Origin of the sequence: Pseudomonas sp. AD21 (genome assembly GCF_002878485.1) — a bacterium.
Lineage (GTDB): Bacteria > Pseudomonadota > Gammaproteobacteria > Pseudomonadales > Pseudomonadaceae > Aquipseudomonas.
The window spans coordinates 1-25,231 of sequence record NZ_NQYG01000004.1; the positions used below are offsets into that span (position 1 = coordinate 1).

Annotated in this window: 20 protein-coding genes; 9 read left to right on the forward strand and 11 right to left on the reverse strand. The window is 59.7% G+C overall.

Translation table 11 applies throughout. From position 1 onward, the window contains the following. Positions 1 to 117 precede the first annotated feature (117 nt). Positions 118 to 1,782 (reverse strand): energy-dependent translational throttle protein EttA, encoded by a 1,665-nt coding sequence (gene ettA, locus PseAD21_RS03200; protein ID WP_102354473.1) that lies wholly within the window; start codon positions 1,780 to 1,782, stop codon positions 118 to 120. 286 nt (positions 1,783 to 2,068) lie between these two features. Between ettA and morA the strand changes: the two genes are divergently transcribed. From morA to PseAD21_RS03225, 5 genes are all read left to right on the forward strand, one after another. Further along, on the forward strand, positions 2,069 to 5,917 hold the full coding sequence (morA, locus tag PseAD21_RS03205) for a cyclic di-GMP receptor MorA (RefSeq protein WP_102354474.1): 3,849 nt from the start codon (positions 2,069 to 2,071) through the stop codon (positions 5,915 to 5,917). Between the two features lie 241 nt (positions 5,918 to 6,158). Then, entirely contained in the window at positions 6,159 to 7,412 is a 1,254-nt protein-coding gene (gene glyA / locus PseAD21_RS03210; RefSeq protein ID WP_007963781.1) for a serine hydroxymethyltransferase, read from the forward strand. Positions 7,413 to 7,688: 276 nt separating this feature from the next. Then, on the forward strand, positions 7,689 to 9,002 hold the full coding sequence (locus tag PseAD21_RS03215) for a C4-dicarboxylate transporter DctA (protein ID WP_102354475.1): 1,314 nt from the start codon (positions 7,689 to 7,691) through the stop codon (positions 9,000 to 9,002). Positions 9,003 to 9,051: 49 nt separating this feature from the next. Beyond that, entirely contained in the window at positions 9,052 to 9,756 is a 705-nt protein-coding gene (locus PseAD21_RS03220; protein ID WP_025108765.1) for a FadR/GntR family transcriptional regulator, read from the forward strand. 24 nt (positions 9,757 to 9,780) lie between these two features. Continuing rightward, positions 9,781 to 10,491 carry a GntR family transcriptional regulator gene (locus PseAD21_RS03225; RefSeq protein WP_102354476.1) on the forward strand — a complete coding sequence of 237 codons (711 nt, stop codon included), beginning with the start codon at positions 9,781 to 9,783 and terminating at the stop codon, positions 10,489 to 10,491. Between the two features lie 113 nt (positions 10,492 to 10,604). Here the strand turns inward: PseAD21_RS03225 and yjiA are convergent, their stop codons facing one another. From yjiA to PseAD21_RS03245, 3 genes are all read right to left on the reverse strand, one after another. Further along, positions 10,605 to 11,582, reverse strand: a complete 978-nt coding sequence (gene yjiA, locus PseAD21_RS03230) for a GTPase (protein ID WP_102354477.1) — start codon at positions 11,580 to 11,582, stop codon at positions 10,605 to 10,607. A gap of 153 nt (positions 11,583 to 11,735) precedes the next feature. After that, entirely contained in the window at positions 11,736 to 11,933 is a 198-nt protein-coding gene (locus tag PseAD21_RS03240; protein WP_003228401.1) for a YbdD/YjiX family protein, read from the reverse strand. 15 nt (positions 11,934 to 11,948) lie between these two features. Then, positions 11,949 to 14,015 (reverse strand): carbon starvation CstA family protein, encoded by a 2,067-nt coding sequence (locus PseAD21_RS03245; RefSeq protein WP_025108762.1) that lies wholly within the window; start codon positions 14,013 to 14,015, stop codon positions 11,949 to 11,951. Positions 14,016 to 14,174: 159 nt separating this feature from the next. On the opposite strand from PseAD21_RS03245, the gene PseAD21_RS03250 reads away from it, so the two are divergent. After that, a complete protein-coding gene (locus PseAD21_RS03250) occupies positions 14,175 to 14,543 on the forward strand; it encodes a PilZ domain-containing protein (RefSeq protein WP_102354478.1) in 369 nt (122 codons plus the stop codon). Positions 14,544 to 14,699: 156 nt separating this feature from the next. Here the strand turns inward: PseAD21_RS03250 and radA are convergent, their stop codons facing one another. The 3 genes from radA to katB are packed head-to-tail and all read right to left on the reverse strand — an operon-like array spanning position 14,700 to position 18,249. Beyond that, positions 14,700 to 16,067 carry a DNA repair protein RadA gene (radA, locus tag PseAD21_RS03255; protein WP_095181861.1) on the reverse strand — a complete coding sequence of 456 codons (1,368 nt, stop codon included), beginning with the start codon at positions 16,065 to 16,067 and terminating at the stop codon, positions 14,700 to 14,702. Positions 16,068 to 16,110: 43 nt separating this feature from the next. Beyond that, positions 16,111 to 16,647 carry an ankyrin repeat domain-containing protein gene (locus tag PseAD21_RS03260; RefSeq protein ID WP_102354479.1) on the reverse strand — a complete coding sequence of 179 codons (537 nt, stop codon included), beginning with the start codon at positions 16,645 to 16,647 and terminating at the stop codon, positions 16,111 to 16,113. A 60-nt stretch (positions 16,648 to 16,707) separates the two neighbouring features. Beyond that, on the reverse strand, positions 16,708 to 18,249 hold the full coding sequence (katB, locus tag PseAD21_RS03265; protein ID WP_102354480.1) for a catalase KatB: 1,542 nt from the start codon (positions 18,247 to 18,249) through the stop codon (positions 16,708 to 16,710). Between the two features lie 286 nt (positions 18,250 to 18,535). Between katB and mscL the strand changes: the two genes are divergently transcribed. After that, a complete protein-coding gene (gene mscL / locus PseAD21_RS03270) occupies positions 18,536 to 18,949 on the forward strand; it encodes a large-conductance mechanosensitive channel protein MscL (RefSeq protein ID WP_102354481.1) in 414 nt (137 codons plus the stop codon). A 43-nt stretch (positions 18,950 to 18,992) separates the two neighbouring features. Here the strand turns inward: mscL and PseAD21_RS03275 are convergent, their stop codons facing one another. Next, a complete protein-coding gene (locus PseAD21_RS03275) occupies positions 18,993 to 19,769 on the reverse strand; it encodes a ferredoxin--NADP reductase (protein WP_102354482.1) in 777 nt (258 codons plus the stop codon). 323 nt (positions 19,770 to 20,092) lie between these two features. Between PseAD21_RS03275 and PseAD21_RS03280 the strand changes: the two genes are divergently transcribed. Both PseAD21_RS03280 and PseAD21_RS03285 read left to right on the forward strand, forming a co-directional pair. After that, entirely contained in the window at positions 20,093 to 20,821 is a 729-nt protein-coding gene (locus tag PseAD21_RS03280; protein ID WP_102354483.1) for an autoinducer binding domain-containing protein, read from the forward strand. 146 nt (positions 20,822 to 20,967) lie between these two features. Continuing rightward, positions 20,968 to 22,092 carry a class I SAM-dependent methyltransferase gene (locus PseAD21_RS03285; protein ID WP_102354484.1) on the forward strand — a complete coding sequence of 375 codons (1,125 nt, stop codon included), beginning with the start codon at positions 20,968 to 20,970 and terminating at the stop codon, positions 22,090 to 22,092. A gap of 74 nt (positions 22,093 to 22,166) precedes the next feature. Here the strand turns inward: PseAD21_RS03285 and PseAD21_RS03290 are convergent, their stop codons facing one another. The 3 genes from PseAD21_RS03290 to PseAD21_RS03300 all read right to left on the reverse strand — a co-directional run bounded on the left by PseAD21_RS03290 (position 22,167) and on the right by PseAD21_RS03300 (position 24,872). Further along, complete coding sequence (locus tag PseAD21_RS03290; protein WP_102354485.1) at positions 22,167 to 22,334, reverse strand: DUF2474 domain-containing protein; 168 nt, start codon at positions 22,332 to 22,334, stop codon at positions 22,167 to 22,169. A gap of 84 nt (positions 22,335 to 22,418) precedes the next feature. Further along, positions 22,419 to 23,426, reverse strand: coding sequence for a cytochrome d ubiquinol oxidase subunit II (cydB, locus tag PseAD21_RS03295; protein ID WP_102354486.1), 1,008 nt, complete (start codon positions 23,424 to 23,426; stop codon positions 22,419 to 22,421). Between the two features lie 3 nt (positions 23,427 to 23,429). After that, entirely contained in the window at positions 23,430 to 24,872 is a 1,443-nt protein-coding gene (locus tag PseAD21_RS03300) for a cytochrome ubiquinol oxidase subunit I (protein WP_102354487.1), read from the reverse strand. Positions 24,873 to 25,231: the final 359 nt, after the last annotated feature.

Sequence of the window (25,231 nt, forward strand, 5' to 3'; positions counted from 1 at the left end):
GCATTTCAAATGTAGGAGTGAGCCTGCTCGCGATAGCCGCGCCTCGGCCTCACTGAAAAACCCAGGCAAAAAAAAACGGAGCCCGGGGGCTCCGCTTTCTCATGCAACCAACCCGAATCAGGCCAGTTTCTTGTGGCGTACCCGGTGTGGCTGGGCAGCCGCTTCGCCGAGGCGTTTTTTGCGGTCGGCTTCGTACTCGGTGTAGTTACCTTCGAAGAACACTGCTTGCGAGTCGTCTTCGTACGCCAGGATGTGGGTCGCGACGCGATCCAGGAACCAGCGATCGTGAGAGATCACAATGGCGGCGCCAGGGAAGTCCAGCAGGGCTTCTTCCAGCGAACGCAGGGTTTCAACGTCGAGGTCGTTGGACGGTTCGTCGAGCAGCAGGACGTTGCCGCCCTCTTTCAGGGTCAGCGCCAGGTGCAGACGACCGCGCTCACCACCGGACAGGTCCTTGACGAACTTCTGCTGATCGCCGCCCTTGAAGTTGAAGCGACCGACGTAAGTACGCGACGGGATCTCGTAGTTGCCGATGCGGATCTGGTCCGAACCGTCGGAGATCTGCTGGAACACGGTCTTGCTGCCGTCGAGGTCTTCGCGGCTCTGGTCAACGCAGGCCAGTTGCACGGTTTCGCCGACTTCGATGCTGCCGGAATCCGGAGTTTCCTTGCCCATCAGCATGCGGAACAGGGTCGACTTACCGGCACCGTTACCGCCGATCACGCCGACGATCGCGCCTTTTGGCATGGAGAACGACAGGTTGTCGATCAGCACGCGGTCGCCGTAGCCCTTGGTGACGTTCTTGAATTCGATGACCTTGTCGCCCAGGCGAGGACCGGCCGGGATGTAGATCTCGTTGGTTTCCGAACGTTTCTGGAATTCCTGCGACTGCATTTCTTCGAAACGCTGCAGACGTGCCTTGGATTTGGACTGGCGGGCCTTGGCGCCTTTGCGCACCCACTCCAGTTCTTCCTTCATGGCTTTTTCGTGAGCCGACTGCTGCTTGGATTCGGCCGCCAGACGATCGGACTTGGCTTCGAGCCAACCCGAGTAGTTGCCCTCGTAAGGAATGCCCGCGCCGCGGTCGAGTTCCAGAATCCAGCCCGCAACGTTGTCGAGGAAGTAACGGTCGTGCGTGATCGCGACCACGGTGCCCGGGAAGTCGTGCAGGAAGTGCTCCAGCCACGCCACGGAGTCAGCGTCCAAGTGGTTGGTCGGTTCGTCGAGCAGCAGCATGTCCGGAGCGGACAGCAGCAGACGGCACAGGGCCACACGACGTTTTTCACCACCGGAGAGGAATTCAACCTTGGCGTCCCACGCCGGCAGACGCAGGGCGTCGGCGGCGACTTCCAGCTGGCGGTCAAGGTTGTGGCCGTCGCTGGCTTGCAGGATCGCTTCGAGTTTGGCTTGCTCGGCAGCCAGTTTGTCGAAGTCGGCATCTTCTTCAGCGTAAGCCGCGTAGACCTCGTCCAGGCGGGCCTGGGCGTTCTTGATCACGCTGACCGCTTCCTCGACCACTTCACGCACGGTCTTGGTCGGATCCAGTTGCGGCTCTTGCGGCAGATAACCGATGTTCAGGTCCGGCATCGGACGGGCTTCGCCCTCGAACTCGGTGTCGACGCCGGCCATGATTTTCAACAGCGTGGACTTACCCGAACCGTTGAGGCCGAGTACGCCGATCTTGGCGCCGGGGAAGAACGACAACGAAATGTTTTTCAGGATTTCCCGCTTCGGCGGAACAACTTTGCCCAGCCGATGCATGGTGAATACGTATTGAGCCATGGAGAACCTTGGGTCAGTGACAGATGAATGATTGGAGCGCAGGCGATGCCCGGCCAGACCATGCGCGTCGTTCACTTAATGGTGATCAATGCGTGCGCGCTGAAAAAAGTCTGATTCTAGGAGCTGGAACGCTCCCGCGTAACCGGCAAAGCTACCTTAATGACGGAAGGCAGTCCAGCCGAGTGGGGCTGGCACTTCGCCACAACTCAAGGCATGCTAGCCGCCCTTCGGGCGTCCGGCTTATAGTGCACGTCGCGCCAGTCCAGCCAAACCGCAGGATTTCAGCTTGTCCAATGTCTCTCCGCCAGCCTCTGTGAGCAGCACCCAACCGGCGCCCGGCTCGCCCCTGCGCGGAACATTGAAGGGCGCACTGGCGACACTCGTGCTTTTGTTGCTGGCATTGCTGTTCTGGCAACTGCTCGACCAACTGCGCGAGACCCAGAAAAACCAGCGCCAGTACACCATCGATTACACCGCCGACCTCGCCTCGCAGGTCAGCCTGAACATGTCGCTGAATGCGCAAATCGCCCTCAACCTGCTACCGATCGTCGAACAGCCGCAGTCGTCCGACGAACAGCAGGCGCTGTTGCACAAGCTCCAGCAATCGCTGCCAGACCTGCGCAGCCTGGCCCTGCTCAGCCCTTCCGGCAAAATCATCAGCGACAGTGCCGGCGACAGCCACGACGCCGACTACCTCAGCGAACTGGTGCGCCGCAGCCGCGCCCAGGCGCATTACTTCAGCAACGCCGACGACGGTTCGGTGGTGCATCTGTTATTGCATCAGGCCAGCGGCAACACACGCGGCTACTGGGCGCTGCGCCTGACCCCGACGTTCTTCGACTCACTGACCAAACAGGGCGAAACCGGCATCCGTCCGTTGTGGCTGGTGGAAAACCGCCTCAACCATCAGATCATCAGCCGCGACGAAGCACTGTCTTCGGCCCGGCCCGGCGTGCTGAGCCCGGACGACATGACCAACACCGTACTGACTGTGCCACTGAGCAGCAGCGACTGGCAGTTGCGCGGGCTGTTCGATCGCCAGCGCGTGCTCGAAGAACTGCTGCCGGCGTTCATTGGTAAATGTCTGTTGGGCCTGGCGTTCTCGATGTTGCCGGTGATCGCCCTGCTCAACATGCGCCGGCGCCAGCGCCAGTTGCATGAAGGCCGCCGACGTTATCAGGACATCTTCGAAGGCACCGGCGTCGCCCTGTGCGTGCTGGATCTGTCGGGCCTCAAGCAACTGTTCGACAAGGCGCAGATCCAGACCAGCGACCAGCTCAAGGCCTGGCTCGACCAGCCGGCCCAGCGCCAGCAACTGCTGCAAGAGCTGCGTGTCACCGAGGTCAATCAGGTGGCGCTGCAACTGCTCAACGTCAATTCCTGCGAGCACACCTGGCAACTGCTGATCGACGGTCATCCGCACCACCAGTGCGCCATCGGCAATCAGGTGCTCGACGCAGTCCTGCAGCAACAAAAGCAGCTGGAACTGGAAATCAAGCTGCCGGACATCAATGGGCGCGACCAGCACCTGTGGATGGTGCTGCGCCTGCCGCAGGAACAGCACGACTATAAAGCGGTGATCCTCAGCATCAGCGACATCACCAGCCGCAAGCTGATCGAACTGTCGCTGCTGGAGCGCGAAGGCTTCTGGTCGGACGTGGTGCGCACCGTGCCGGATCACCTGTACGTACAGGACGTGATCAGCCAGCGGATGATCTTCAGCAACCACCACCTCGGCCAGACCCTCGGTTACAACCGCACCGAGCTGCACCAGATGGGCGAGTATTTCTGGGAAATCCTCCTGCACCCGGAAGACGCCGACTATTACCACCGTTCGCGGCAGATGCAGCGGCACGCCGGCTACAGCCAGTTGCTGCAATGCCAGTTGCGCTTTCGCCATCGCGACGGCAAGTGGCGGCGCTTCGACATCCGTGAGCAGGCGCTGGCCCGGGACAAGCACGATCAGGTCACGCGAATCATTGGTGTGGCCAAGGACATCACCGAGCAGATCGAGGCCAGCGAATCGCTGCGTGACAGCGAGCAACGCTACCGGATGCTCGCCGAAAGCATCAGCGACGTGATTTTTTCCACCGACAGCAAACTGTCGCTGAACTACGTCAGTCCGTCGGTGCAGGCGGTATTGGGTTACAACGCCGAGTGGATTTTCCAGAACGGCTGGCAATCGACCATTGCCAACCCGCAGCAACTGAGCGGCATCTACACCCTGATGGACCGGGTCAGCAAAGCGCTCGACAAGCCTGAGCAACTGACGCAGCTGCGAAGCCAGGTGCAGACCCAGATGTTCCTGTTCGACTGCCTGCGTGCCGACGGTCGCAAGATTCCGATCGAGCTGCGTCTGGTGCTGGTGTGGGACGAACACGGTGCGTTCGAAGGCGTGCTCGGCGTCGGTCGCGACATCAGCCAGCAGCGCCGCGCGGAGAAAGACTTGCGCATGGCCGCGACGGTTTTCGAGCACTCGACCTCGGCGATCCTGATCACCGACCCGGCCGGCTACATCGTGCAGGCCAACGAGGCGTTCAGCCGGGTCAGCGGTTACGCGGTGGCCGAAGTCCTCGACCAGTTGCCGAACATGCTCACCGTCGACGAACAGCAGGACGCGCACCTGCGCTACGTGCTCAAGCAACTGCATCAGCACAGCACCTGGGAAGGCGAAGTCTGGCTCAAGCGGCGCAATGGCGAGCATTACCCGGCGTGGGTCGGCATTACCGCAGTGCTCGACGATGAAGGCGACCTGGCCAGTTACGTGTGCTTCTTCAGCGACATCAGCGAGCGCAAGGCCAGCGAGCAGCGGATTCACCGCCTCGCCTACTACGACGCCCTGACCCACCTGCCCAACCGCACGCTGTTCCAGGATCGCCTGCACACCGCGCTGCAATCGGCCGAGCGGCAGAAGTCGTGGGTGGTGCTGATGTTCCTCGACCTCGACCGCTTCAAACCGATCAACGACTCACTCGGCCACGCCGCCGGCGACCGCATGCTCAAGGACATGGCCACGCGCCTGCTGGCCTGCGTCGACGATGACGACACTGTGGCGCGCATGGGCGGCGACGAATTCACTCTGCTCCTGCAACACCGCTCCAGCCGCGAGATGGCACTGAACCGAGCGATTCACGTCGCCGAGCAGATTCTCGCCAGTCTGGTGAAACCGTTCGTGCTCGAAAGCCGCGAGTTCTTCGTCACCGCCAGTATCGGCATCGCCCTGAGCCCGCAGGACGGCAACGAACTCAGCCAGTTGATGAAAAACGCCGACACCGCGATGTACCACGCCAAGGAGCGTGGCAAGAACAACTTCCAGTTCTATCAGGCCGACATGAACGCCAGTGCGCTGGAGCGTCTGGAGCTGGAAAGCGACTTGCGCCACGCCCTGGAGCAGAACGAATTCGTCCTGTATTACCAGCCGCAATTCAGTGGCGACGGCAAACGCCTGACCGGTGCCGAAGCCCTGCTGCGCTGGCGTCATCCGCGTCGCGGGCTGGTGCCGCCGGGGGATTTCATTCCGGTGCTGGAAGAGCTCGGTCTGGTGGTCGACGTTGGCGACTGGGTGATCGGCGAGGCGTGTCGCCAGTTGAAAACCTGGCATCAAAACCGCGTGCGCGTGCCGAAGGTGTCGGTGAACATTTCGGCGCGGCAGTTCTCCGATGGCCAACTCGGCACGCGCATCGCCACCATTCTCAGGGAAACCGGTCTGCCGCCGGCGTGCCTGGAACTGGAGCTGACTGAAAGTATCCTGATGCGTGAAGTCAGCGAGGCGATGCAGATTCTCGCCGGGCTGAAGAACCTCGGCCTGAGCATCGCGGTCGACGACTTCGGCACCGGTTACTCGTCGCTGAACTACCTCAAGCAATTCCCGATCGACGTGCTGAAGATCGACCGCACCTTCGTCGACGGCCTGCCGTCCGGCGAGCAGGACGCGCAGATCGCCCGCGCGATCATCGCCATGGCCCACAGCCTGAACCTGGCGGTGATCGCCGAGGGCGTGGAAACCCATGAGCAACTGGACTTCCTGCGTGAACACGGTTGCGATGAGGTGCAGGGCTACCTGTTCGGCCGGCCGATGCCGGCCAGCCGGTTCGAAGCGCAGTTCAGCAATGATGCGCTGTTCATGTTTGACTGAAAATCTGTGGCGCATCTATCGCGAGCAGGCTCACTCCTACAAGGGATTGATGTCGGTCACGGTTTTTGTGTACGCCTCAGATAATGTAGGAGTGAGCCTGCTCGCGATGAAGCCGGCGCAATCACCATCTATCTGCGCATGAACGCCACTTGTCTGCGACATGATGTCGTTTCATATGCCATCCAAAACCCATTGAGTTAGAATGCCCCCCTTTTCTGCCCCCCGATCCTTGAGGACCGCCATGTTCAGCCGTGATTTGACTATTGCCAAGTACGACGCCGACCTTTTTGCCGCCATGGAGCAAGAAGCTCAGCGCCAGGAAGAACACATTGAGCTGATCGCTTCGGAAAACTACACCAGCCCAGCGGTGATGGAAGCTCAAGGCTCGGTCCTGACCAACAAATACGCCGAAGGTTACCCAGGCAAGCGCTACTACGGTGGTTGCGAGTACGTCGACGTTGTCGAGCAACTGGCTATCGACCGCGCCAAAGAACTGTTCGGCGCCGATTACGCCAACGTTCAGCCGCACGCCGGTTCGCAAGCCAACGCCGCTGTTTACCTGGCCCTGCTGCAAGGTGGCGACACCATTCTGGGCATGAGCCTGGCCCACGGTGGTCACCTGACCCACGGCGCCAGCGTTTCGTCCTCCGGCAAGCTGTACAACGCCGTGCAGTACGGCATCGACGCCAACGGCCTGATCGACTACGACGAAGTCGAGCGTCTGGCGGTTGAACACAAGCCGAAAATGATCGTGGCCGGTTTCTCTGCCTACTCGCAGATCCTCGACTTCCCGCGCTTCCGTGCAATCGCTGACAAAGTCGGTGCCTACCTGTTCGTCGACATGGCTCACGTAGCCGGTCTGGTCGCCGCTGGCGTCTACCCGAACCCGGTACCTTTCGCTGACGTCGTGACCACCACCACCCACAAGACCCTGCGCGGTCCACGTGGCGGCCTGATCCTGGCTCGCGCCAACGCCGAGATCGAGAAGAAGCTGAACTCCGCAGTATTCCCGGGCGCCCAGGGTGGCCCGCTGGAGCACGTGATCGCCGCTAAAGCGATCTGCTTCAAGGAAGCCCTGCAGCCTGAATTCAAGGCTTACCAGGAACAAGTGGTGAAGAACGCCCAGGCCATGGCCGAAGTGTTCATCGAGCGCGGTTTCGACGTGGTGTCCGGTGGTACCAAGAACCACCTGTTCCTGCTGTCGCTGATCAAGCAGGACATCTCCGGTAAAGACGCCGACGCCGCTCTGGGCAAAGCGTTCATCACCGTGAACAAGAACTCCGTGCCAAACGATCCACGCTCGCCGTTCGTCACTTCCGGCCTGCGCTTCGGTACTCCGGCTGTGACCACTCGCGGCTTCAAGCAAGCCGAGTGCAAAGAGCTGGCCGGCTGGATCTGCGACATCCTGGCTGACCTGAACAACGAAGCGGTGATCGACGCCGTACGTGAGAAAGTAAAAGCCATCTGCAAGAAACTGCCGGTCTACGGCGCTTAATTGCAACGTTAAATCCGCAGCATGAAAAACCGGCCAGTGATGGCCGGTTTTTTTTCGCCTGCAAAAAAGTTTCCAACCGCAAATGGCTCAAGCACGCGGCATTGCACCAAACTGGTCAGACCGGTCATGCCAATTCGTCATTTTTTACTTGCGAGCTTCTGAAAACAGCGCCTAGACTGCGCCTGCACTGGACATACCGGTAAGACCACAATAATTAAGTCCTGAATCTGATGTGCCCCGCACACGGCAGCCAGGACACCGACCAGGATTCCTCCCATGCTCAGATGGTGCTCGCGTTCAATCTTCCTCCAAGTGGTTCTCGGACTGGTGCTCGGCATCATCTGCGGGCTGACCCTTCCCGAATATTCCGCTCAGCTCAAACCGCTGGGCGACGGTTTCATCAAACTGATCAAGATGCTTATCGGCCTGATTGTGTTCTGCGTGGTGGTCAGCGGCATCAGCGGCGCCGGCGATCTGAAGAAGGTCGGGCGCATCGGCCTCAAGTCGGTGATCTACTTCGAAGTGCTGACCACCATCGCGCTGGTGATCGGTCTGGTATTCGCCTTCAGCACCGGGATCGGCAACGGCGCGAATATTCATCTGGAGCAGTTGTCCGCCGCCGACATGGGCGATATCGCCGAACGCGGTCAGCATATGCACACCACCACCCAGTTTCTGATGGACCTGATCCCTACCTCGGTGATCGGCGCCTTTGCCGACAACAACATCCTGCAAGTGCTGCTGTTTTCGGTGTTGTTTGGCAGTGCGTTGAATCTGGTAGGCGAAACAGCTTCCGGGATCTCGCGCCTGATCAACGAACTGAGCCATGTGATCTTCCGGATCATGGGCATGATCGTGCGCCTGGCGCCGATTGGCGTGTTCGGTGCCATCGCTTTCACCACCAGCAAGTACGGCCTCGATTCGCTGCAACACCTGGGCAGCCTGGTCGGCTTGTTCTACCTGACCTGCATGGCCTTCGTCAGTGTGATCCTCGGCTTGGTGATGCGTGCCTCCGGCCTGCGCATGTGGCCACTGCTCAAGTACCTGCGTGAAGAGCTGCTGATCGTCATGGGCACCGCTTCTTCCGACGCCGTGCTGCCGCAGATCATGCGCAAACTCGAACACCTGGGCATTGGCAGCTCGACGGTTGGCCTGGTGATTCCCACCGGCTATTCGTTCAACCTCGACGGCTTTTCGATCTACCTGACCCTGGCCATCGTGTTCATCGCCAACGCCACCGGCACGCCATTGGCAATGACTGATCTGCTGACGATTCTGCTGGTGTCGCTGATCACCTCCAAGGGTGCCCACGGTATTCCCGGTTCGGCGCTGGTGATTCTGGCGGCAACGCTGACCGCGATTCCGGCGATCCCGGTGGTGGGTCTGGTGCTGGTGTTGGCGGTTGACTGGTTCATGGGCATCGGCCGGGCGCTGACCAACCTGATCGGCAACTGCGTCGCTACCGTGGCCATCGCCCGTTGGGAAAAGGACATCGATGTGCAGCGCGCGAACAAGGTGCTCAACGGCGAGCAGGGCTATACCTTTCAGCCGAGAAAACCGCTCGCCCAGGCGGCGGCCAAAGAATTCTGAATGACCGCCGTGCCTGCTCCACCGCAGGCACGGCACAGGGAGCCAATACGTGATTACAACATCAACCGTCGTCAACTCAGTGGTAGAGAAACTTCGGGCCGCACTGGCCCGTGGTCAGTGGCGCTCCGGCGACATGCTGCCGGGCCAGCGCGAACTGGCCGAACAACTGGGCATCAGTCGCCCGAGCCTGCGCGAAGCGGTGATCGTCCTGGAAACCCTCGGCCTCGTCCGCTCGATGCCGGGCAAGGGCGTGGTGGTGCTCGACGCCCAGCTCAGCGACAGCCAGAGCCATGACAGCGCCGTGGCCGGCGCGAGCCTCGAAGACGTGCTGCAACTGCGCTACACCCTTGAGCCGTTCATCGTCGGTCTGGTTGCACAGTCGATCAGCAGCAAGGAAGTCGGGCAACTGCGCCTGACCCTGATGGACATGCGCGAAGCTCTTGAAGCGGGCGACAGTGAAGCCGGGGTCAGCGCCTACATCGCCTTTCACGAAGAGCTGTTCACCCTGACCTCGAACCCGATCTTCCAGAGTGTGGTGCAGCAAACCAGCAACGCCCTCAAGCAAAGCGCCGAGGTGCTGCGCAATTCGCCTGAGCACCTGGCCGAGCGCCTGGAAGAAAACGAAGCGGTGGTGCGCGCGATCCGCAGCAAGAACAGCGCCCAGGCCAGCGCCGAAATGCGTCGGCACATTCTGCGCGAAGGCCAGCGGATGGGCATCGAATTGAATATTCCGGAAGACAACTTGAGCCACTGAATTTACTCACTCTGGAGACCGGCCATGAACAGCCTCGCCACGTCGTCGCACAATCGCCAGATGTCGACGGCCCTGCCCTTCTCCCGCCTGCACGCGCCGGTGGATGATCTGTATCCCCGGCTGTTCGATGCGATTCTCGAACAACGTCTTGATGCTGCCAGCCGCTTCACCGAAGACAGCCTCAAGCAAATGTTCGGCGTCAGCCGCGCGGACGTGCGTCGGGTGTTGACGCAGTTGTCCCATGAGCAAGTGATTGTGTTGCGCTCCAATCATCGGCCGCGGGTGGCTGCGCCCGATACAGAGCAGACGCGGCAGACCCTGCACGCACGACGCTTGACCGAGAACACGTTAGTGCGACTGGCGTGTCAGCACGCGCAACCTGATGACTTGAAACGCCTGCGCGCATTGATCGAACGCGAGCGCCAGGCTGTGGATAAAAATCGACGCGCTGCGGCAATTCGCCTGTCCGGGGAGTTTCATCTGCAGTTGGCGAAGATGGCCGGAAATGCACCGTTGGCGCATTTTCTTGGCAGCCTGGTACCGCTGACATCATTGGTAATTGCGCGAAGTGAGTGCCAAACGCACAGCTGTTGCGCATGGCACGAGCATTTGGCGTTGGTAGAGGCGGTGGAACGAGGCGATGCTTCAAGGGCCGGGATGCTGATGAATCGGCATCTGGATCATCTTGAGCAAACACTGCTGGGTTCAGAGCCTGGATATTGTGTTGTTGGTTAGATCGCCTTCGCGAGCAAGCCCGCTCCCACAGTAGACTGCATTCCTCCTGACAGAATGCGGTCGACTGTGGGAGCGGGCTTGCTCGCGAAGAGGCCCTTCCAGCCGCCACAAATTCAGTTTTGCTGTGCAGCCACCCGAGCAAACCCCGCCCGAATTTTCTCTTCCGGCAGATCATCGGCAATAAACACAATCACACTTTCCCGCACTTCACCCTCGGCCCATTCGGTATCCCAGTCGAAACCGTAAAGTTTCAACACGCCCTGAAACACCAGCCGCCGATCCTCCCCGGCAATGCTCAGCACACCCTTGTAACGCAGCAATTGCTTGCCATGCTCTTCGAGCAGCTCATTCATGAACTCGCTGAGTTGATCGATATCCAGCGGCTGCTCAGTGCGCAGCACCAGGCTGGAGATACGGTCGATCGAGGGCGCCTTGCTCACCGGACGCAGGCTCATCCCGCCGCCCAAGTCGGCGTTGAGATTGAAGCCACGCACGTCGAGCAGTTCCGCCAGATCGATGTTGCCATGCTCGACTACCCGGATCGGCGCACGGCGGTTGATCCGCGTCAGGCGTTCACTCAGCGCGGTGAACATCGCCTCGTCCACCAGATCGGTCTTGCTCACCAGCAGGCGGTCGGCGAAACCGATCTGCGCCTGGGCGATGGTCTGGGTCAGGTGCAGGTCGGCGTGGGCGGCGTCGACCAAGGTGATGATGCCGTCGAGCAGATAGCGCTCGCGCAGTTCTTCATCGATGAAAAAGGTCTGCGCCACCGGGGCCGGATCGGCCAGCCCGGTGCACTCGATCACCAGCCGGTCGAAAGCGATTTCGCCGCTGTCCAGGCGCTCGAGCAGCAGGTACAGGGCCTTGGTCAGATCGGTGTGAATGGTGCAGCAAACGCAGCCGTTGGCCAGGGTCATGACTTGCACCGGCTCGTCGCCGAGCAACTGGGTGTCGATGCCGGCATCGCTGAATTCGTTTTCGATCACGGCGATTTTCAGGCCGTGCTCGGCCTTGAGCAAATGGCGCAGCAAGGTGGTCTTGCCGGCACCGAGGAAACCGCTGAGTACCGTTACGGGTATGGGAGAAGACAAAACACGATCTCCTGAAAGAAACACAAAACAAATGTGGGAGCGGGCTCGCTCGCGAAGGGGTCTTGTCAATCGACATCATTGCTCGATGACATACCGCTTTCGCGAGCAAGCCCGCTCCCACAGGGGGATTACCTCAACCCTCTGGCTGTCAGCTCAACAGCACTTGGGCCCACCCTTGCCACCGTAACGCGCCTCCTGACGTTCGCGAAAGAACATCTCGTAGCTCATCACCGGTTTGTCCGGGTGTTTGGTTTGCATATGCTCGACGTAGGTGTCGTAGTCGGGCATGCCGACCATCAGGCGCGCGGCCTGACCGAGGTATTTACCGAGGCGACTCAGGTCATTGAACATGGTGCAATCCTCTGGTTACGCGTCCGGCAGTGCCTGGAATGGCGATTCTTTATCCGTACGCTCTTTTTTGCCCCAGGCGGCGATGCCGACCTTGAGCGCATAGAACAGGATGCTGAAGACCACGAACAGGAACAGCGCGGTGAGCGTTGCGTTGGTGTAAGCGTTGAAGATCACGTGCTGCATCTGGTCGATGCTCTTGGCCGGCGCGAGGATCTGACCGTTGGCCAGTGCATCGCTGTATTTCTTGGCCAGCGACAGGAAGCCGATCGCCGGGTTGGCGTCGAACAGCTTGATGAAGCCTGCAGTGGTGGTGCAGATCAGCAGCCAGGCCGCTGGCAGCAGAGTGACCCAGATGTAGCGTTGACGCTTCATCTTGATCAGCACCACCGTGCCGAGCATCAGCGCGATACCGGCCAGCATCTGGTTGGAGATACCGAACAGCGGCCACAAGGTGTTGATGCCGCCCAGTGGATCGATCACGCCTTGGTACAGCAACCAGCCCCACATCGCCACACAACCGGCGGTGGCGATCAGGTTGGCGGTCCACGATTCGGTACGTTTCAGCGCCGGCACGAAAGAACCGAGCAGGTCCTGCAGCATGAAGCGCCCGGCACGGGTGCCGGCGTCCACAGCCGTGAGGATGAACAGCGCTTCGAACAGGATCGCGAAGTGGTACCAGAACGCCATGGTGTTTTCACCCGGCAGGACACTGTGCAGGATCTGCGCAATACCGACCGCCAGGGTCGGCGCACCGCCGGCACGGGCCAGGATGGTGGTTTCGCCGATGTCGTGAGCCACGGCTTGCAGCGCCTCAGGCGTGATCGCAAAACCCCAGCTGCTGACCATTTGCGCGACCGATGCCACGTCACCGCCGACCACGGCGGCCGGGCTGTTCATGGCGAAGTACACACCCGGCTCGATCACCGAAGCGGCAACCATGGCCATGATCGCCACGAACGATTCCATCAGCATGCCGCCGTAACCGATGTAACGCGCGTTGGTTTCGTTATCCAGCAGCTTCGGCGTGGTGCCCGAAGCAATCAGTGCGTGGAACCCGGACACCGCACCGCAAGCGATGGTGATGAACAGGAACGGGAACAGACCGCCCTTCCACACAGGACCGGTGCCGTCGACGAACTGGGTCAGCGCCGGCATTTTCAGCTCGGGCATGGTCACCAGAATACCGATCGCCAGGGCGATGATGGTGCCGATCTTGAGGAAGGTGGAGAGGTAGTCACGTGGCGCGAGGATCAGCCACACCGGCAGCACTGCCGCGACAAATCCGTAACCGATCAGCATCCAGGTGATCTGGATACCGGTAAAGCTGAAAGCCTTGGCCCAGACCGGATCGGCGGCAATCTGCCCGCCCAGCCAGATCGAACCGAGCAGCAGCAAGACGCCAATAACCGAGATCTCGCCAATGCGCCCCGGACGGATGTAGCGCATGTAGATGCCCATGAACATCGCGATCGGGATGGTCGCCATCACGGTGAAGATGCCCCACGGGCTCTCGGCCAACGCCTTGACCACGATCAGCGCCAGCACCGCGAGGATGATGATCATGATCAGGAAGCAGCCGAACAGCGCAATGGTGCCGGGCACGCGGCCCATTTCTTCACGCACCATGTCGCCCAGGGAACGGCCGTTGCGCCGGGTGGACATGAACAGGACCATGAAGTCCTGCACCGCACCCGCCAGCACTACCCCGGCAATCAGCCACAGCGTGCCGGGCAGATAGCCCATCTGCGCCGCCAGCACCGGGCCGACCAGAGGGCCTGCGCCGGCAATCGCGGCGAAGTGGTGACCGAAAAGAATGTGTTTGTTGGTTGGTACGTAGTCCAGACCGTCGTTGTTGAGCACGGCGGGGGTGGCCCGACGCGGATCGAGTTGCATCACATTGTTTGCGATGAACAGACTGTAGTAGCGGTACGCAACCAGATAAATGGCCACTGCCGCGACCACGATCCACAAGGCGTTGATCGCCTCTCCTCGGCGCAATGCCACTACGCCCAGGGCGCACGCTCCTACGATTGCCAGCACTAGCCAGGGTAAGTGGCGTAGCAGGCTATTATTATTTTTCATTTTATTATTCCAGCCAGGGTGGACAAGAAAGACAGCCACCCCGAGTTTAGCGCTACTGGCGGCAAAGACCATACCCCGACATTGGTCTAGACGCCTGTCTGCACTGGCACGGTTGAAGAATGCGGGTCTATAGTCAGCGAACCTTTGGAGGATTGCGCCATGAGCGAGCACCCAGCCAACCGTCGTCGCTTCAAACGTATTGCGTTCGATGCCAGCACCGATCTGAGTCAGGGGCAATACATCTGGCCGGTGAAACTGATCGATCTGTCACTCAAGGGGCTGTTGATCGAGCGGCCGGAGCCTTGGCTCGGGGATAAGGAGCATGATTTTCATGTCGACATTCATCTGAGCAAAGACGTCGAGATCAAGATGGATGTACATCTGGCCCATGAAGATCACGGGCAACTGGGATTTGTCTGCCGGCATATCAGCCTGGAATCGATCCAGTGCTTGCGGCGCTTGATCGAGCTGAATCTGGCGGATGAGGCCGAGCTTGAGCGCGAATTGGGCGCCCTGATCGAAATCTAGAACCCACCCAAAAAACAAATGTTGGAATGAACCCTGTGGCGAGGGGATTTATCCCCGATGGACTGCGCAGCAGACCCGTTTCTTCAGGGCCGCTCCGCGCCCCATCGGGGATAAATCCCCTCACCACAGGATTTCATTCATACAAGGGAATTGTGGTTATTCGAAGAGTGCGTCCAGAGCCTGCTCCAGACGAGTCACCGCGATGATCTGCAACCCCGCCGGCGACTCTTTCGGTGCATTGCCCTTGGGCACGATCGCTCGCTTGAAACCATGCTTGGCCGCCTCCTTCAAGCGCTCCTGCCCGCTTGGCACCGGGCGCACCTCGCCCGACAGCCCGACCTCGCCAAACACCAGCAGATCATGCGGCAACGGCCGGTTACGCAGGCTCGACATCACCGCCGCCATCAGCGCCAGGTCAGATGCGGTTTCCAGCACCTTCACCCCACCCACCACGTTGAGGAACACGTCCTGGTCGTGGGTCGGAATGCCGCCGTGGCGGTGCAGGACCGCGAGCAGCATTGCCAGACGGTTCTGATCCAGGCCCAGGGTCACCCGACGCGGGTTCGCCAGATGGCTGTCATCGACCAGCGCCTGCACCTCCACCAGCATCGGCCGGGTGCCTTCCCACGTGGCCATCACCACGCTGCCCGGGACCTCTTCCTGAGCACGGGTGAGAAAAATCGCCGACGGGTTGGAGACTTCTTTCAGGCCCTTGTCGGTCATGCCGAACACGCCGAGTTCGTTGACCGCGCCGAAACGGTTTTTCACCGCACGCAGCAGTCGCAATCGGCCATCGGACTCGCCTTCGAAATACAGCACGGTATCGACCATGTGCTCCAGCACCCTGGGGCCTGCGAGCGCGCCTTCCTTGGTGACGTGACCGACGAGAAAAATCGCCGTACCGCTCTGCTTGGCATAGCGCACCAGCAGCGCCGCACTTTCGCGCACTTGCGAGACGCCACCGGGAGCCGACTGCAATTGTTCGGTGAAGATGGTCTGGATCGAGTCGATCACCATCACCTTGGGTTTTTCCTGGCGGGCCGTGGCGATGATGGTTTCGATGCAGGTTTCGGTCATCACCCGCAACTGGTCCTGCGGCAGTCCGAGGCGTCGGGCGCGCATGGCCACTTGCTGCTGGGATTCTTCACCGGTGACGTACAGCGCCGGCATGCTCTTGGCGAGGTTGCACAGGGTCTGCAGCAGAATCGTCGACTTGCCGATGCCCGGGTCACCGCCAATCAGCACCACCGAACCGTCCACCAGACCGCCGCCGAGCACCCGGTCCAGCTCACCGGAGGCGGTGGAAAAACGCGGAATCTCTTCAATGCTGACTTCGGCCAGCGTCTTGATCTGCGCCTGTTGCCCGGCCCAGCCGGTGCGCCCGGTGGGGGCCGTGGCACCGCCGCTCTCGATCATGGTTTCGGTCAGGGTGTTCCAGGCGCCGCACTCGCCGCACTGGCCCGCCCACTTGGGAAAGGTTGCGCCGCACTCGGTGCAGCCGTACATGCGCTTGGCCTTGGCCATCTGGATCCCCCGGCAAAAACCGCGATGATAACGCAGCCACCACTCAGCGCGGCGCGGCGGTGCGGATTTCGCCGTTGGCCAGACGCGCGGCGCTGTTGCCCAGCGGATCTTCGGCATTGAGGTCGGCGCCCTTGGCTTTGAGTGCATCGAGCAATTCGACGCGCTTGAACAACCCGGCGTACATCGCGGCAGTTTGTCCCGCGCCGTTGCGCTGATCGGGGCTGCAATCGGTGGCCATCAGCCGTCGGGCAATCTGGAGCTCGCCCTTGAAGATCGCCCCCATCAACGCCGTATTGCCGCGCTGATCCTGCGCGCAGGCATCCGCGCCTGCCGCCAGCAAGCGATCCACCGCCGCGCCCTGGCCGTGATACGCCGCCAGAATCAGCGCGGTGTAGCCCTTGTTGTCACGGGTATCGAGGGAATAACCGGATTCGATAAACGTCTCGAGCATCGGCACGTCACCGCGCCGGGCGGCATCAAAGTAGTAATCCTGCAACTGGGCCTTGATCGCCTCAGGGCTCTGCCCGGCCTGCGCAGTAAAGGACAGGCAGCCAAGCAACAGTAAAAGATAAGGACGCATATGTGCTCTCCTTGGGCAGAACGGGGCCTGACTCAGGCCCCGCGGTGCATGGCGTCGAGATCAGTCGATCAATTTCGCTGCCAGCGCCTTGACCCGGCCCAGGTCGCCCTTGGCCACTTTGGTCACACCGGTGCCGTATTCCGGGTCGGCCTTATAAAGGAAGGACAGGATGATGTGCTTGCTCTCGTCATCGGTGGTCGCCAGCGAGCCGCCGAAGCTGTCGATCAGGTCCTGACGCTCCTGCTGGCTGAACGAGCGATACAGATCACCCGCCTGCTTGAAGTTCTGCTCACGCTGGATCTTCGCCTGTTGCGTGCTGCCGGACAGTGCCAATTGGCTGTAACGCGCACTTTGCGGCTCTTCGCGCGGCTGCAGGCGGCTCGGCTGATAGTTCACGCCAGACTGGGTCGCACCGAAGTTCATTGCACCGTCCTGATTGCCATTATTGACGGCAACTTTCGGCGCATTGATCGGCAGTTGCAGAGCATTGGCGCCCAGACGATACATCTGCGTATCGGCATAAGAGAACACTCGGCCTTGCAACAGACGATCTTCGGAAGGTTCGATACCCGGTACAACATTGGCGGGGGCCATGGCAACTTGTTCGGTTTCCTGGAACACATTCGCCGGATTACGGTTCAACACCATTTGTCCAATTTTTCGTTCCGAAATATTGGGCCAGATCTTGGTCGCGTCCAATGGATCGAAATCAAACTTGGACAAATCTTGTGGATTCAGCACCTGGATGTACAAGTCCCACTTCGGGAAATTACCTTTATTAATGTTGGTTACCAAGTCATTGGTCATATGACTGTAATCTTGACCCTGAACGGTTGCGACTTGTTTTGGCGAAAGATTTTTAATGCCCTGCAAACTCTTCCAGTGAAACTTCACGTAGTGAACTTCACCTTTGGCATTGACCAACTTGTAGGCATGTACACCATTGCCATCCATCTCCCGATAACTGGCAGGCGTGCCCGAATTCGAGTACAGCTCGGTCAGCGTACGGGTGGCTTCCGGTACGTGGGAGAAGAAGTCGAAACGACGCGAGTCATCGTCAAGGTTGGTACGTGGATCGGGCTTGAACGCATGGACCATGTCCGGAAACTTGATCGCATCGCGTATGAAGAACGTCGGGAAGTTGTTGCCGACCAGATCCCAGTTGCCATCGGCGGTGTAGAACTTGGTGGCGAAACCCCGCGGATCCCGCAGGGTTTCCGGGGAGTGGTTGCCGTGCACCACTGCGGAGAAACGCACGAACACCGGCGTTATCTGGCCTGCGGCAAACACCTTGGCCTTGCTCAGGTCACTGAGGTCGTTGGTCACAGTGAAGGTGCCATGGGCCCCCGTGCCGCGTGCATGAACCACGCGCTCGGGAATGCGCTCACGGTCGAAACGCTGCAGCTTCTGAATGAGTTGCACATCCTGCAGCAGCACCGGGCCATTGGCGCCGGCAGTTTGCGAGTTCTGGTTGTCGCCGACCGCTGCGCCGTTGTCCCGGGTCAGGGGGGCGGCGTGCACGGAGAAGGTCAACAGGCTGGCGGCGAGTACGCCAAGGGTACCGCGATGGGGAAAAGCCCCCAGTCCAAGAGTGGAATTCATATCAGGTTCCTCTGGTTCTTTTGGGCGCATCCAGGTGCGCCAATCAGAGGCTAGAGGGCTATGTCCGAGAACATAAATAGAAAGTTCGCAACTCCATGATTGAAAATTTTAGCTTCCCGATCAGCGGTTTACGGCGTATTTCGCGCGCGATTAGTGGCACTTTGCAAACTAATCGTCGATTCATGTGTCGATAAAAACGGGCATTGTAAGAAGGTGTTTCGCGCAGGACGCGTTTTGCTGATTTACACTGCGTACACCAACCTCATCTGTAACAAGGAAATAACCTATGGGCGTGCTAAGTGAGTTCAAGGCCTTCGCGGTCAAAGGCAATGTGGTCGACATGGCCGTCGGTATCATCATCGGTGCCGCCTTCGGCAAAATCGTTTCGTCGTTTGTCGGTGACGTGATCATGCCGCCAATCGGCCTGTTGATCGGTGGGGTGGACTTCAGTGATCTGGCGATCACGCTAAAAGCCGCCGAGGGCAGCGCCCCCGCAGTGGTCATGGCTTACGGCAAATTCATCCAGAGCATTCTGGACTTCGTGATCGTCGCCTTCGCGATTTTCATGGGCGTCAAAGCCATCAACCGCCTGAAACGCGAAGAAGCCGTGGCCCCTACCCTGCCACCGGTTCCGACCAAGGAAGAAGAGTTGCTCGGTGAGATCCGCGATCTGCTCAAAGCCCAGAACAACCGGCCTTGAAGGCTTCATGAATGAAAACGGCGCCTGTGATGGCGCCGTTTTTTTACCAGTAGTTTTCCACCGCCACCTGCCCCGGCCGCCGCGTCAGGCTCAGGCTCATGTGCCGTTGTTTCAGCAGCGCCCGGGTGTCATCGATCATCTGTGGATTGCCACACAACATCACACGCGAATGCTCCGCGGTCAGTGCAGCTCCTGCAACACGCTCCAGCTCGCCATTTTCGATCAGGCTGGTGATGCGGCCATGCAGGGCGCCAGGAAAATGTTCGCGGGTAACCGTGGGGATGAATTGCAGTTTATGCGCGTGCTCGGCCAGGTAATCACGCTGAGCCAGCTCCGCGATCAGCGACTGATAGGCCAACTCCCGTGCTTCGCGCACGCTGTACACCAGGATGATTCGCTCAAACCTCTCCCACACCTCGAAATCCTGCAGGATCGACAGAAACGGCGCGACGCCGGTCCCTGTGGATAACAGCCAAAGATCCCGACCGTCGACAAAACGATCCAGCGTCAGATAACCAAAGGCCTGACGCTCCACCAGCAAGGCATCGCCCGCCTGCAATCGGCTCAGCTCACTGGTGAACTCGCCCCCAGGCACCACGATGGAAAAGAACTCGAGAAATTCATCGAAGGGTGAGGAGACCATCGAGTAGGCACGCCACACCGTGCTGCCATCAGCCTTGGTCACCCCCAGGCGGGCGAATTGTCCTGCACGGAACCTGAAACCTGCATCACGGGTGGTACGCAGGGTGAACAGACTGGGGGTCAAGGGCTGCACATCGACCAAGGTCTGGGCGGTAAATTTCTCTGCGCTGACAGTCATGGGCCACTCCACTGAAAGGACCCTGCCAGTTTCGCGCAAACCGGCACCCTAAAACACCACTGCTTTTATAATGTCTTTTCATTCATCGAGACCAATGAGAAAAAAACCCAGATACAACTAATAGCGAGATCTCCACGGCCAAATTGAATGGCAGCCTGAACAAAACGCGCTATCCCCGACTAATAACTTTCTCCCAATTAAAGCTCATTCCAAAGAGCAAAAAAATTCAACGACACGTGTAGGACTTGTCCTACACTCGACTCCGTGCACGATCCATTGGATCCAAAAATGCGCCCCAGGAAACGACTCACGGAGAGTTTGTGATGGAAATATGGAAGGAGTCGCAATTAAAGCAACTGACTTTTGCAAGAGAAATAGAGACCGCATATCCGATCTTGCTGCAATTCGCGCAAAACATTGGCTTCAATTTTTGTGCTGTCTCATTGACATCAAATAATCGGAACGCCGACTTTAAAATCTTGCAAATCAATAACTACCCCAAAGAGTGGAATCAACTCTATGAAAAAGAAAGCTACAGGAAAGTTGACCCGGTAGTCACACACTGCAATCGCTCCATGCTGCCCATTGTCTGGACAGAAGAGCTGTTTTCGCCGACCCCACTGCTGTGGGACGCTCAACAGGAACATGGATTGAGACATGGCTGGTCCCAGTCGTTCCATCATGAAGCCAGTGGGCTGTGCAGCATACTGAGTCTTGCGAGAAAAAATGGCCCGCTGAGCCCGCTCGAGTTGTACGAGCATTTTGGCTACATGTTTTACGCGACCAGCCATCTGAGTGATCTGTTTGCCAGATCCCTGCCCAAACTGCCAAAAAAGCCCGAGCACCCGCACCTTTCACCGCGGGAGCTGGAAGTGCTAAAGCTCTCGGCACTCGGCAAGACGGCCTACGAGATTGCCCGGATCCTTTGTCTGAGCGAGCGCACCGTGAATTACCACGTGCAAAACGTGATCATCAAACTGAACGTCTGCAACAAGATTTCCGCCGTCATTGCCCCCAGCCGTTGTGGTCTTCTCGACGCGCCCAACCCGTAAAAGCTGCAAGTATTTCAACGGAAAAAAACGTACCATTTGCGACCTTCCTGAGTGATGACGTTAAACGTCGTATTCCACTCGGACGGTTCCGCTGCGCAACAACCCGGGCTGCGGGCCACCCGTTGATTAACCAGAGTTCCCGCATCATGCCTTTGCTCGACACGCCCTTCGCCCAACTCGACCTGATTCGCCAGCCCGAGCAGCAGAATGAACCGCTGCAAGCATTCGATGCGGCTGACGAATACCTGCTCAATCACCTGGCCGCTCAGCAACCGACGGCGGACACTCGGGTGTTAGTGCTCAACGACAGCTTTGGGGCGTTGGCGGCAAGTCTGGCGGGCAAGGTTCAGGTCAGCAGCAGTGGTGACTCGTTTCTGGCGTTCCAGGGGCTGGAAAAGAATCTGGTGCGCAATGGCCTGGCGTTCGATGCGGTGCGCGGCATTGCGGCCAGTGAACCGTTGGTCGGTCCGTTTGACCGAGTGCTGATCCGAGTCCCCAAAACCCTCGCGTTGCTGGAAGAACAACTGATTCGCCTGCAAGGGCAACTGGCGCCTGGCGTCGAAGTGGTGGCGGCAGCCATGGTCAAGCACCTGCCGCGTGCGGCCGGGGATCTGTTGGAGCGTTACATTGGCCCGGTACAGGCTTCACTGGCCGTGAAAAAGGCCCGCTTGTTGATCGCCACACCCGAGGCCAAAGCCCCGGCGATCTCGCCCTTCCCGTCGCGCTACCAACTCGACGAGCCGGCCATCGAATTACTCAACCACGCCAACGTGTTCTGCCGTGAAGGCCTGGATATCGGCACCCGGGCCTTTCTGCCATACCTGCCGCAAAATCTGGGCAGCGCCCGCGTCGCCGACCTTGGCTGTGGCAACGGCGTGTTGGCCATCGCCAGTGCCTTGCAGAACCCTGACGCGCATTACACGCTGGTCGACGAATCGTTCATGGCCGTGCAATCGGCCGCTGAAAACTGGCACGCCGCCCTCGGCGAGCGCGAAGTGATCGTGCGCGCTGGTGATGGTCTGGCCGGGCAAGAGCCGCAGTCGCTGGACGTGGTGCTGTGCAATCCGCCGTTCCATCAACAACAGGTGGTCGGCGACTTCCTCGCCTGGCGCATGTTCCAGCAGGCGCGTGAGGCGCTGGTGGTGGGCGGTGCGTTGTACATCGTCGGCAACCGTCACCTGGGTTATCACAGCAAACTGGCGCGGCTGTTCCGTGGCGTCGAGCAAGTGGCGGCAACCCCGAAATTCGTGATCCTCAAGGCGCGCAAGTAAACGCCAGGCAAAAAAAACCCTCCGCGGTACAGAGGGTCATGAATCCGTGCCCAAGGGCAACGGGACGGGATGTTTCAGTGCGTGGTCAGACCGGCCGCGTTCATGAACAGGCGCATCAGGCTGGCGACAATGAACAGTGCGCCGACGCTACCAATCCAGATCAGGGCCAACCAGCCGAGCCGCTGCCACAGCGGCTTTTTTTCGGCCTCTTCAATCTCGTGCAAGGAATGCTTGCTGCTCATTGCATCAATCCTCCGTCAGGCGATGGCGTCACTGAAGACACCATCGCGGGCAGACTCGCTCCCACAGGGTGAGCAGAGCGCAGATTAGTGGTAACCATCTTCATGGGTGACCTTGCCGCGGAACACGTAGTAGCTCCAGAAGGTGTAGCCCAGGATGAACGGGATGATGAACAGCGTACCGACCAGCATGAAGCCCTGGCTCTGCGGCGGTGCGGCAGCGTCCCAGATCGAGATCGACGGCGGCACAATGTTCGGCCACAGGCTGATGCCCAGACCGCTGTAGCCGAGGAAAATCAGCACCAGGGTCAGCAGGAATGGCATGTAGTTGGCGTTGCGCGCCACGGCGCGGATCAAGCCGTACATCGTCACCAGCACCAGAATCGGCACCGGCATGAACCAGAACAGGTTCGGCGTGCTGAACCAGCGTGTGGCGATTTCCGGGTGTGCCAGCGGCGTCCACAGGCTGACGATGCCGATCACTGCCAGCAGCACGAACGCCAGTGGTCGCGCCAGGTTGTGCATCTGTTCCTGCAGCTTGCCCTCGGTTTTCATGATCAGCCAGGTGCAGCCGAGCAAGGCATACGCCACCACCAGCGCGGCGCCGCAGAACAGGGTGAACGGCGTCAACCAGTCCAGTGAGCCACCCGCGTATTGCCGATTGACCACCGGCAAGCCGTCGATGAACGCCCCCAATGCGACACCCTGGAAGAACGTCGCCGCCACCGAGCCACCGATGAACGCCTTGTCCCACAGGTGGCGCTTGTCGTCCTTGGCCTTGAAGCGGAATTCGAACGCCACACCGCGGAAAATCAAGCCGATCAGCATGAAGATCAGCGGCAGGTACAGTGCCGAGAGCACCACCGAATAGGCCAGCGGGAACGCGCCGAACAACGCCGCGCCGCCCAGTACCAGCCAGGTTTCATTGCCGTCCCACACGGGGGCGACGGTGTTCATCATCACGTCACGGTCGGTCTTGCCCGGGATGAACGGGAAGAGAATCCCGATCCCCAGGTCGAAGCCGTCCATGACCACGTACATCATGATGCCGAAGATGATGATCACGGCCCAGATCAGCGGAAGATCAATACCCATGATTCAAATCTCCTTGGTCAGGCTGGGGCGATGGTCTGCGTCGGCACCATCGTCGTCGGCAGCGGACATCGGCCGGGCCGGCGTGCGTTTCTGGCCGGGACCACCGTCGTTGGTTTCCTTGCCTTCATCGGTTTTCGGCCCTTTGCGCACCAGGCGCATCATGTAGCCCAGGCCTGCGCCGAACAGGGCGAAATACACCACGACGAACATGATCAGGGTGATGCTCATCTGCATGAAGCTGTGGTTGGAGGACGCATCCGCCGTGCGCATCAGCCCGTAAACCACCCAAGGCTGACGACCGATCTCGGTGGTGAACCAGCCGGCGAGGATCGCGATCAGGCCGGATGGCCCCATCCACAACGCCAGGTACAGGAACGGTCGCGAGGTGTAGAGCGAATCGCGCTTGCGCAGCCACAGGCTCCACAGACCGGTGAAGATCATCAGGAAACCGAGGCCGACCATGACCCGGAACGACCAGAACACAATGGTCGAATTCGGCCGGTCTTCAGGTGGAAACTCCTTGAGCGCCGGCACCTGCTTGTCCAGCGAGTGGGTCAGGATCAGGCTGCCGAGGTACGGGATCTCCACGGCGAATTTGGTTTTTTCTTCTTTCATGTCCGGCCAGCCGAACAGGATCAACGGCGTCGCTTCGTTGCCTTTGTTTTCCCAGTGGCCTTCGATCGCGGCGATTTTCGCCGGCTGATGCTTGAGGGTGTTGAGGCCGTGGAAGTCACCGATGACCGCCTGGATCGGGGCGACGATCAGCGCCATCCACATCGCCATCGAGAGCATGGTGCGAATCGCCGGGTTGTCCTTGCCGCGCAGCAGATGCCAGGCCGCCGACGAGCCGACGAAGAAGGCCGTGGCAACGAACGCAGCGGTCGCCATGTGCATCAGGCGATACGGGAACGACGGGTTGAAGATGATTGCCAGCCAGTCAGTCGGGATCACCTGACCGTTGATGATTTCGAAGCCTTGGGGCGTCTGCATCCAGCTGTTGGAGGCGAGAATCCAGAACGTCGAGATCAACGTGCCAATGGCCACCATCACCGTGGCAAAGAAGTGCAGGCCGCGCCCGACCTTGTTCCAGCCGAACAGCATCACCCCGAGGAAACCGGCCTCAAGGAAGAATGCCGTGAGCACCTCGTAAGTCAGCAGCGGCCCGGTGACGGAACCGGCGAAGTCCGAGAAGCGGCTCCAGTTGGTGCCGAACTGGTAGGCCATGACCAACCCTGACACCACGCCCATGCCGAAGTTGACGGCAAAGATCTTCGACCAGAAGTGGTAGAGGTCTCGGTAGGTGTCATTGTGGGTCTTCAACCACAGGCCTTCGAGCACCGCCAGGTAACTCGCCAGACCAATGGTGATGGCCGGGAACAGGATGTGGAACGAGATGGTGAACGCGAACTGAATTCGGGCGAGATCGAGTGCCTCTAAACCGAACATATGGCTTCCTCTGTCAGGTAATACTGGCGTTGGGGCGCGAGGCCCCTGTACCTACTGCCCCCACGGATATGGAGTGCGGCGAATTCTGATTCGTTCTTTTTAACAGCCATCGCAACGCAGGGAGTCTGGCCAACGGGCCACCAGACCATGGCCCGGGAGGGTCTTGATCTGGATCAAGCAACGTTGAAAGAGTAGTCCCATTTCCGACGAACAACCGCGTGGTCGTTTGCCGCGTGACAAGTTGCCTCAGGATTGGGGAACTGATCTGAAATACATTCCCTGGGACAGCGCGATCCCTTGTGGTGAGGGGATTTATGCCCGATGGGTTGTGAAACAGCCCCAGACGCCTCCCGTTTTCT

Bases quoted from the DNA above. Each gene is read 5' to 3' on its own strand.
- radA (WP_095181861.1), bottom strand. From the start codon at position 16,067: ATGGCCAAGGCCAAGCGCATGTACGGCTGCACCGAGTGCGGCGCAACC.
- ettA (WP_102354473.1), bottom strand. From the start codon at position 1,782: ATGGCTCAATACGTATTCACCATGCATCGGCTGGGCAAAGTTGTTCCG.
- PseAD21_RS03260 (WP_102354479.1), bottom strand. From the start codon at position 16,647: ATGCGTCCTTATCTTTTACTGTTGCTTGGCTGCCTGTCCTTTACTGCG.
- PseAD21_RS03300 (WP_102354487.1), bottom strand. From the start codon at position 24,872: ATGTTCGGTTTAGAGGCACTCGATCTCGCCCGAATTCAGTTCGCGTTC.
- PseAD21_RS03245 (WP_025108762.1), bottom strand. From the start codon at position 14,015: ATGAAAAATAATAATAGCCTGCTACGCCACTTACCCTGGCTAGTGCTG.
- PseAD21_RS03280 (WP_102354483.1), top strand. From the start codon at position 20,093: ATGGAAATATGGAAGGAGTCGCAATTAAAGCAACTGACTTTTGCAAGA.
- PseAD21_RS03240 (WP_003228401.1), bottom strand. From the start codon at position 11,933: ATGTTCAATGACCTGAGTCGCCTCGGTAAATACCTCGGTCAGGCCGCG.
- glyA (WP_007963781.1), top strand. From the start codon at position 6,159: ATGTTCAGCCGTGATTTGACTATTGCCAAGTACGACGCCGACCTTTTT.
- katB (WP_102354480.1), bottom strand. From the start codon at position 18,249: ATGAATTCCACTCTTGGACTGGGGGCTTTTCCCCATCGCGGTACCCTT.
- PseAD21_RS03250 (WP_102354478.1), top strand. From the start codon at position 14,175: ATGAGCGAGCACCCAGCCAACCGTCGTCGCTTCAAACGTATTGCGTTC.
- cydB (WP_102354486.1), bottom strand. From the start codon at position 23,426: ATGGGTATTGATCTTCCGCTGATCTGGGCCGTGATCATCATCTTCGGC.
- mscL (WP_102354481.1), top strand. From the start codon at position 18,536: ATGGGCGTGCTAAGTGAGTTCAAGGCCTTCGCGGTCAAAGGCAATGTG.
- PseAD21_RS03285 (WP_102354484.1), top strand. From the start codon at position 20,968: ATGCCTTTGCTCGACACGCCCTTCGCCCAACTCGACCTGATTCGCCAG.
- PseAD21_RS03290 (WP_102354485.1), bottom strand. From the start codon at position 22,334: ATGAGCAGCAAGCATTCCTTGCACGAGATTGAAGAGGCCGAAAAAAAG.
- PseAD21_RS03275 (WP_102354482.1), bottom strand. From the start codon at position 19,769: ATGACTGTCAGCGCAGAGAAATTTACCGCCCAGACCTTGGTCGATGTG.
- PseAD21_RS03225 (WP_102354476.1), top strand. From the start codon at position 9,781: ATGAACAGCCTCGCCACGTCGTCGCACAATCGCCAGATGTCGACGGCC.
- PseAD21_RS03215 (WP_102354475.1), top strand. From the start codon at position 7,689: ATGCTCAGATGGTGCTCGCGTTCAATCTTCCTCCAAGTGGTTCTCGGA.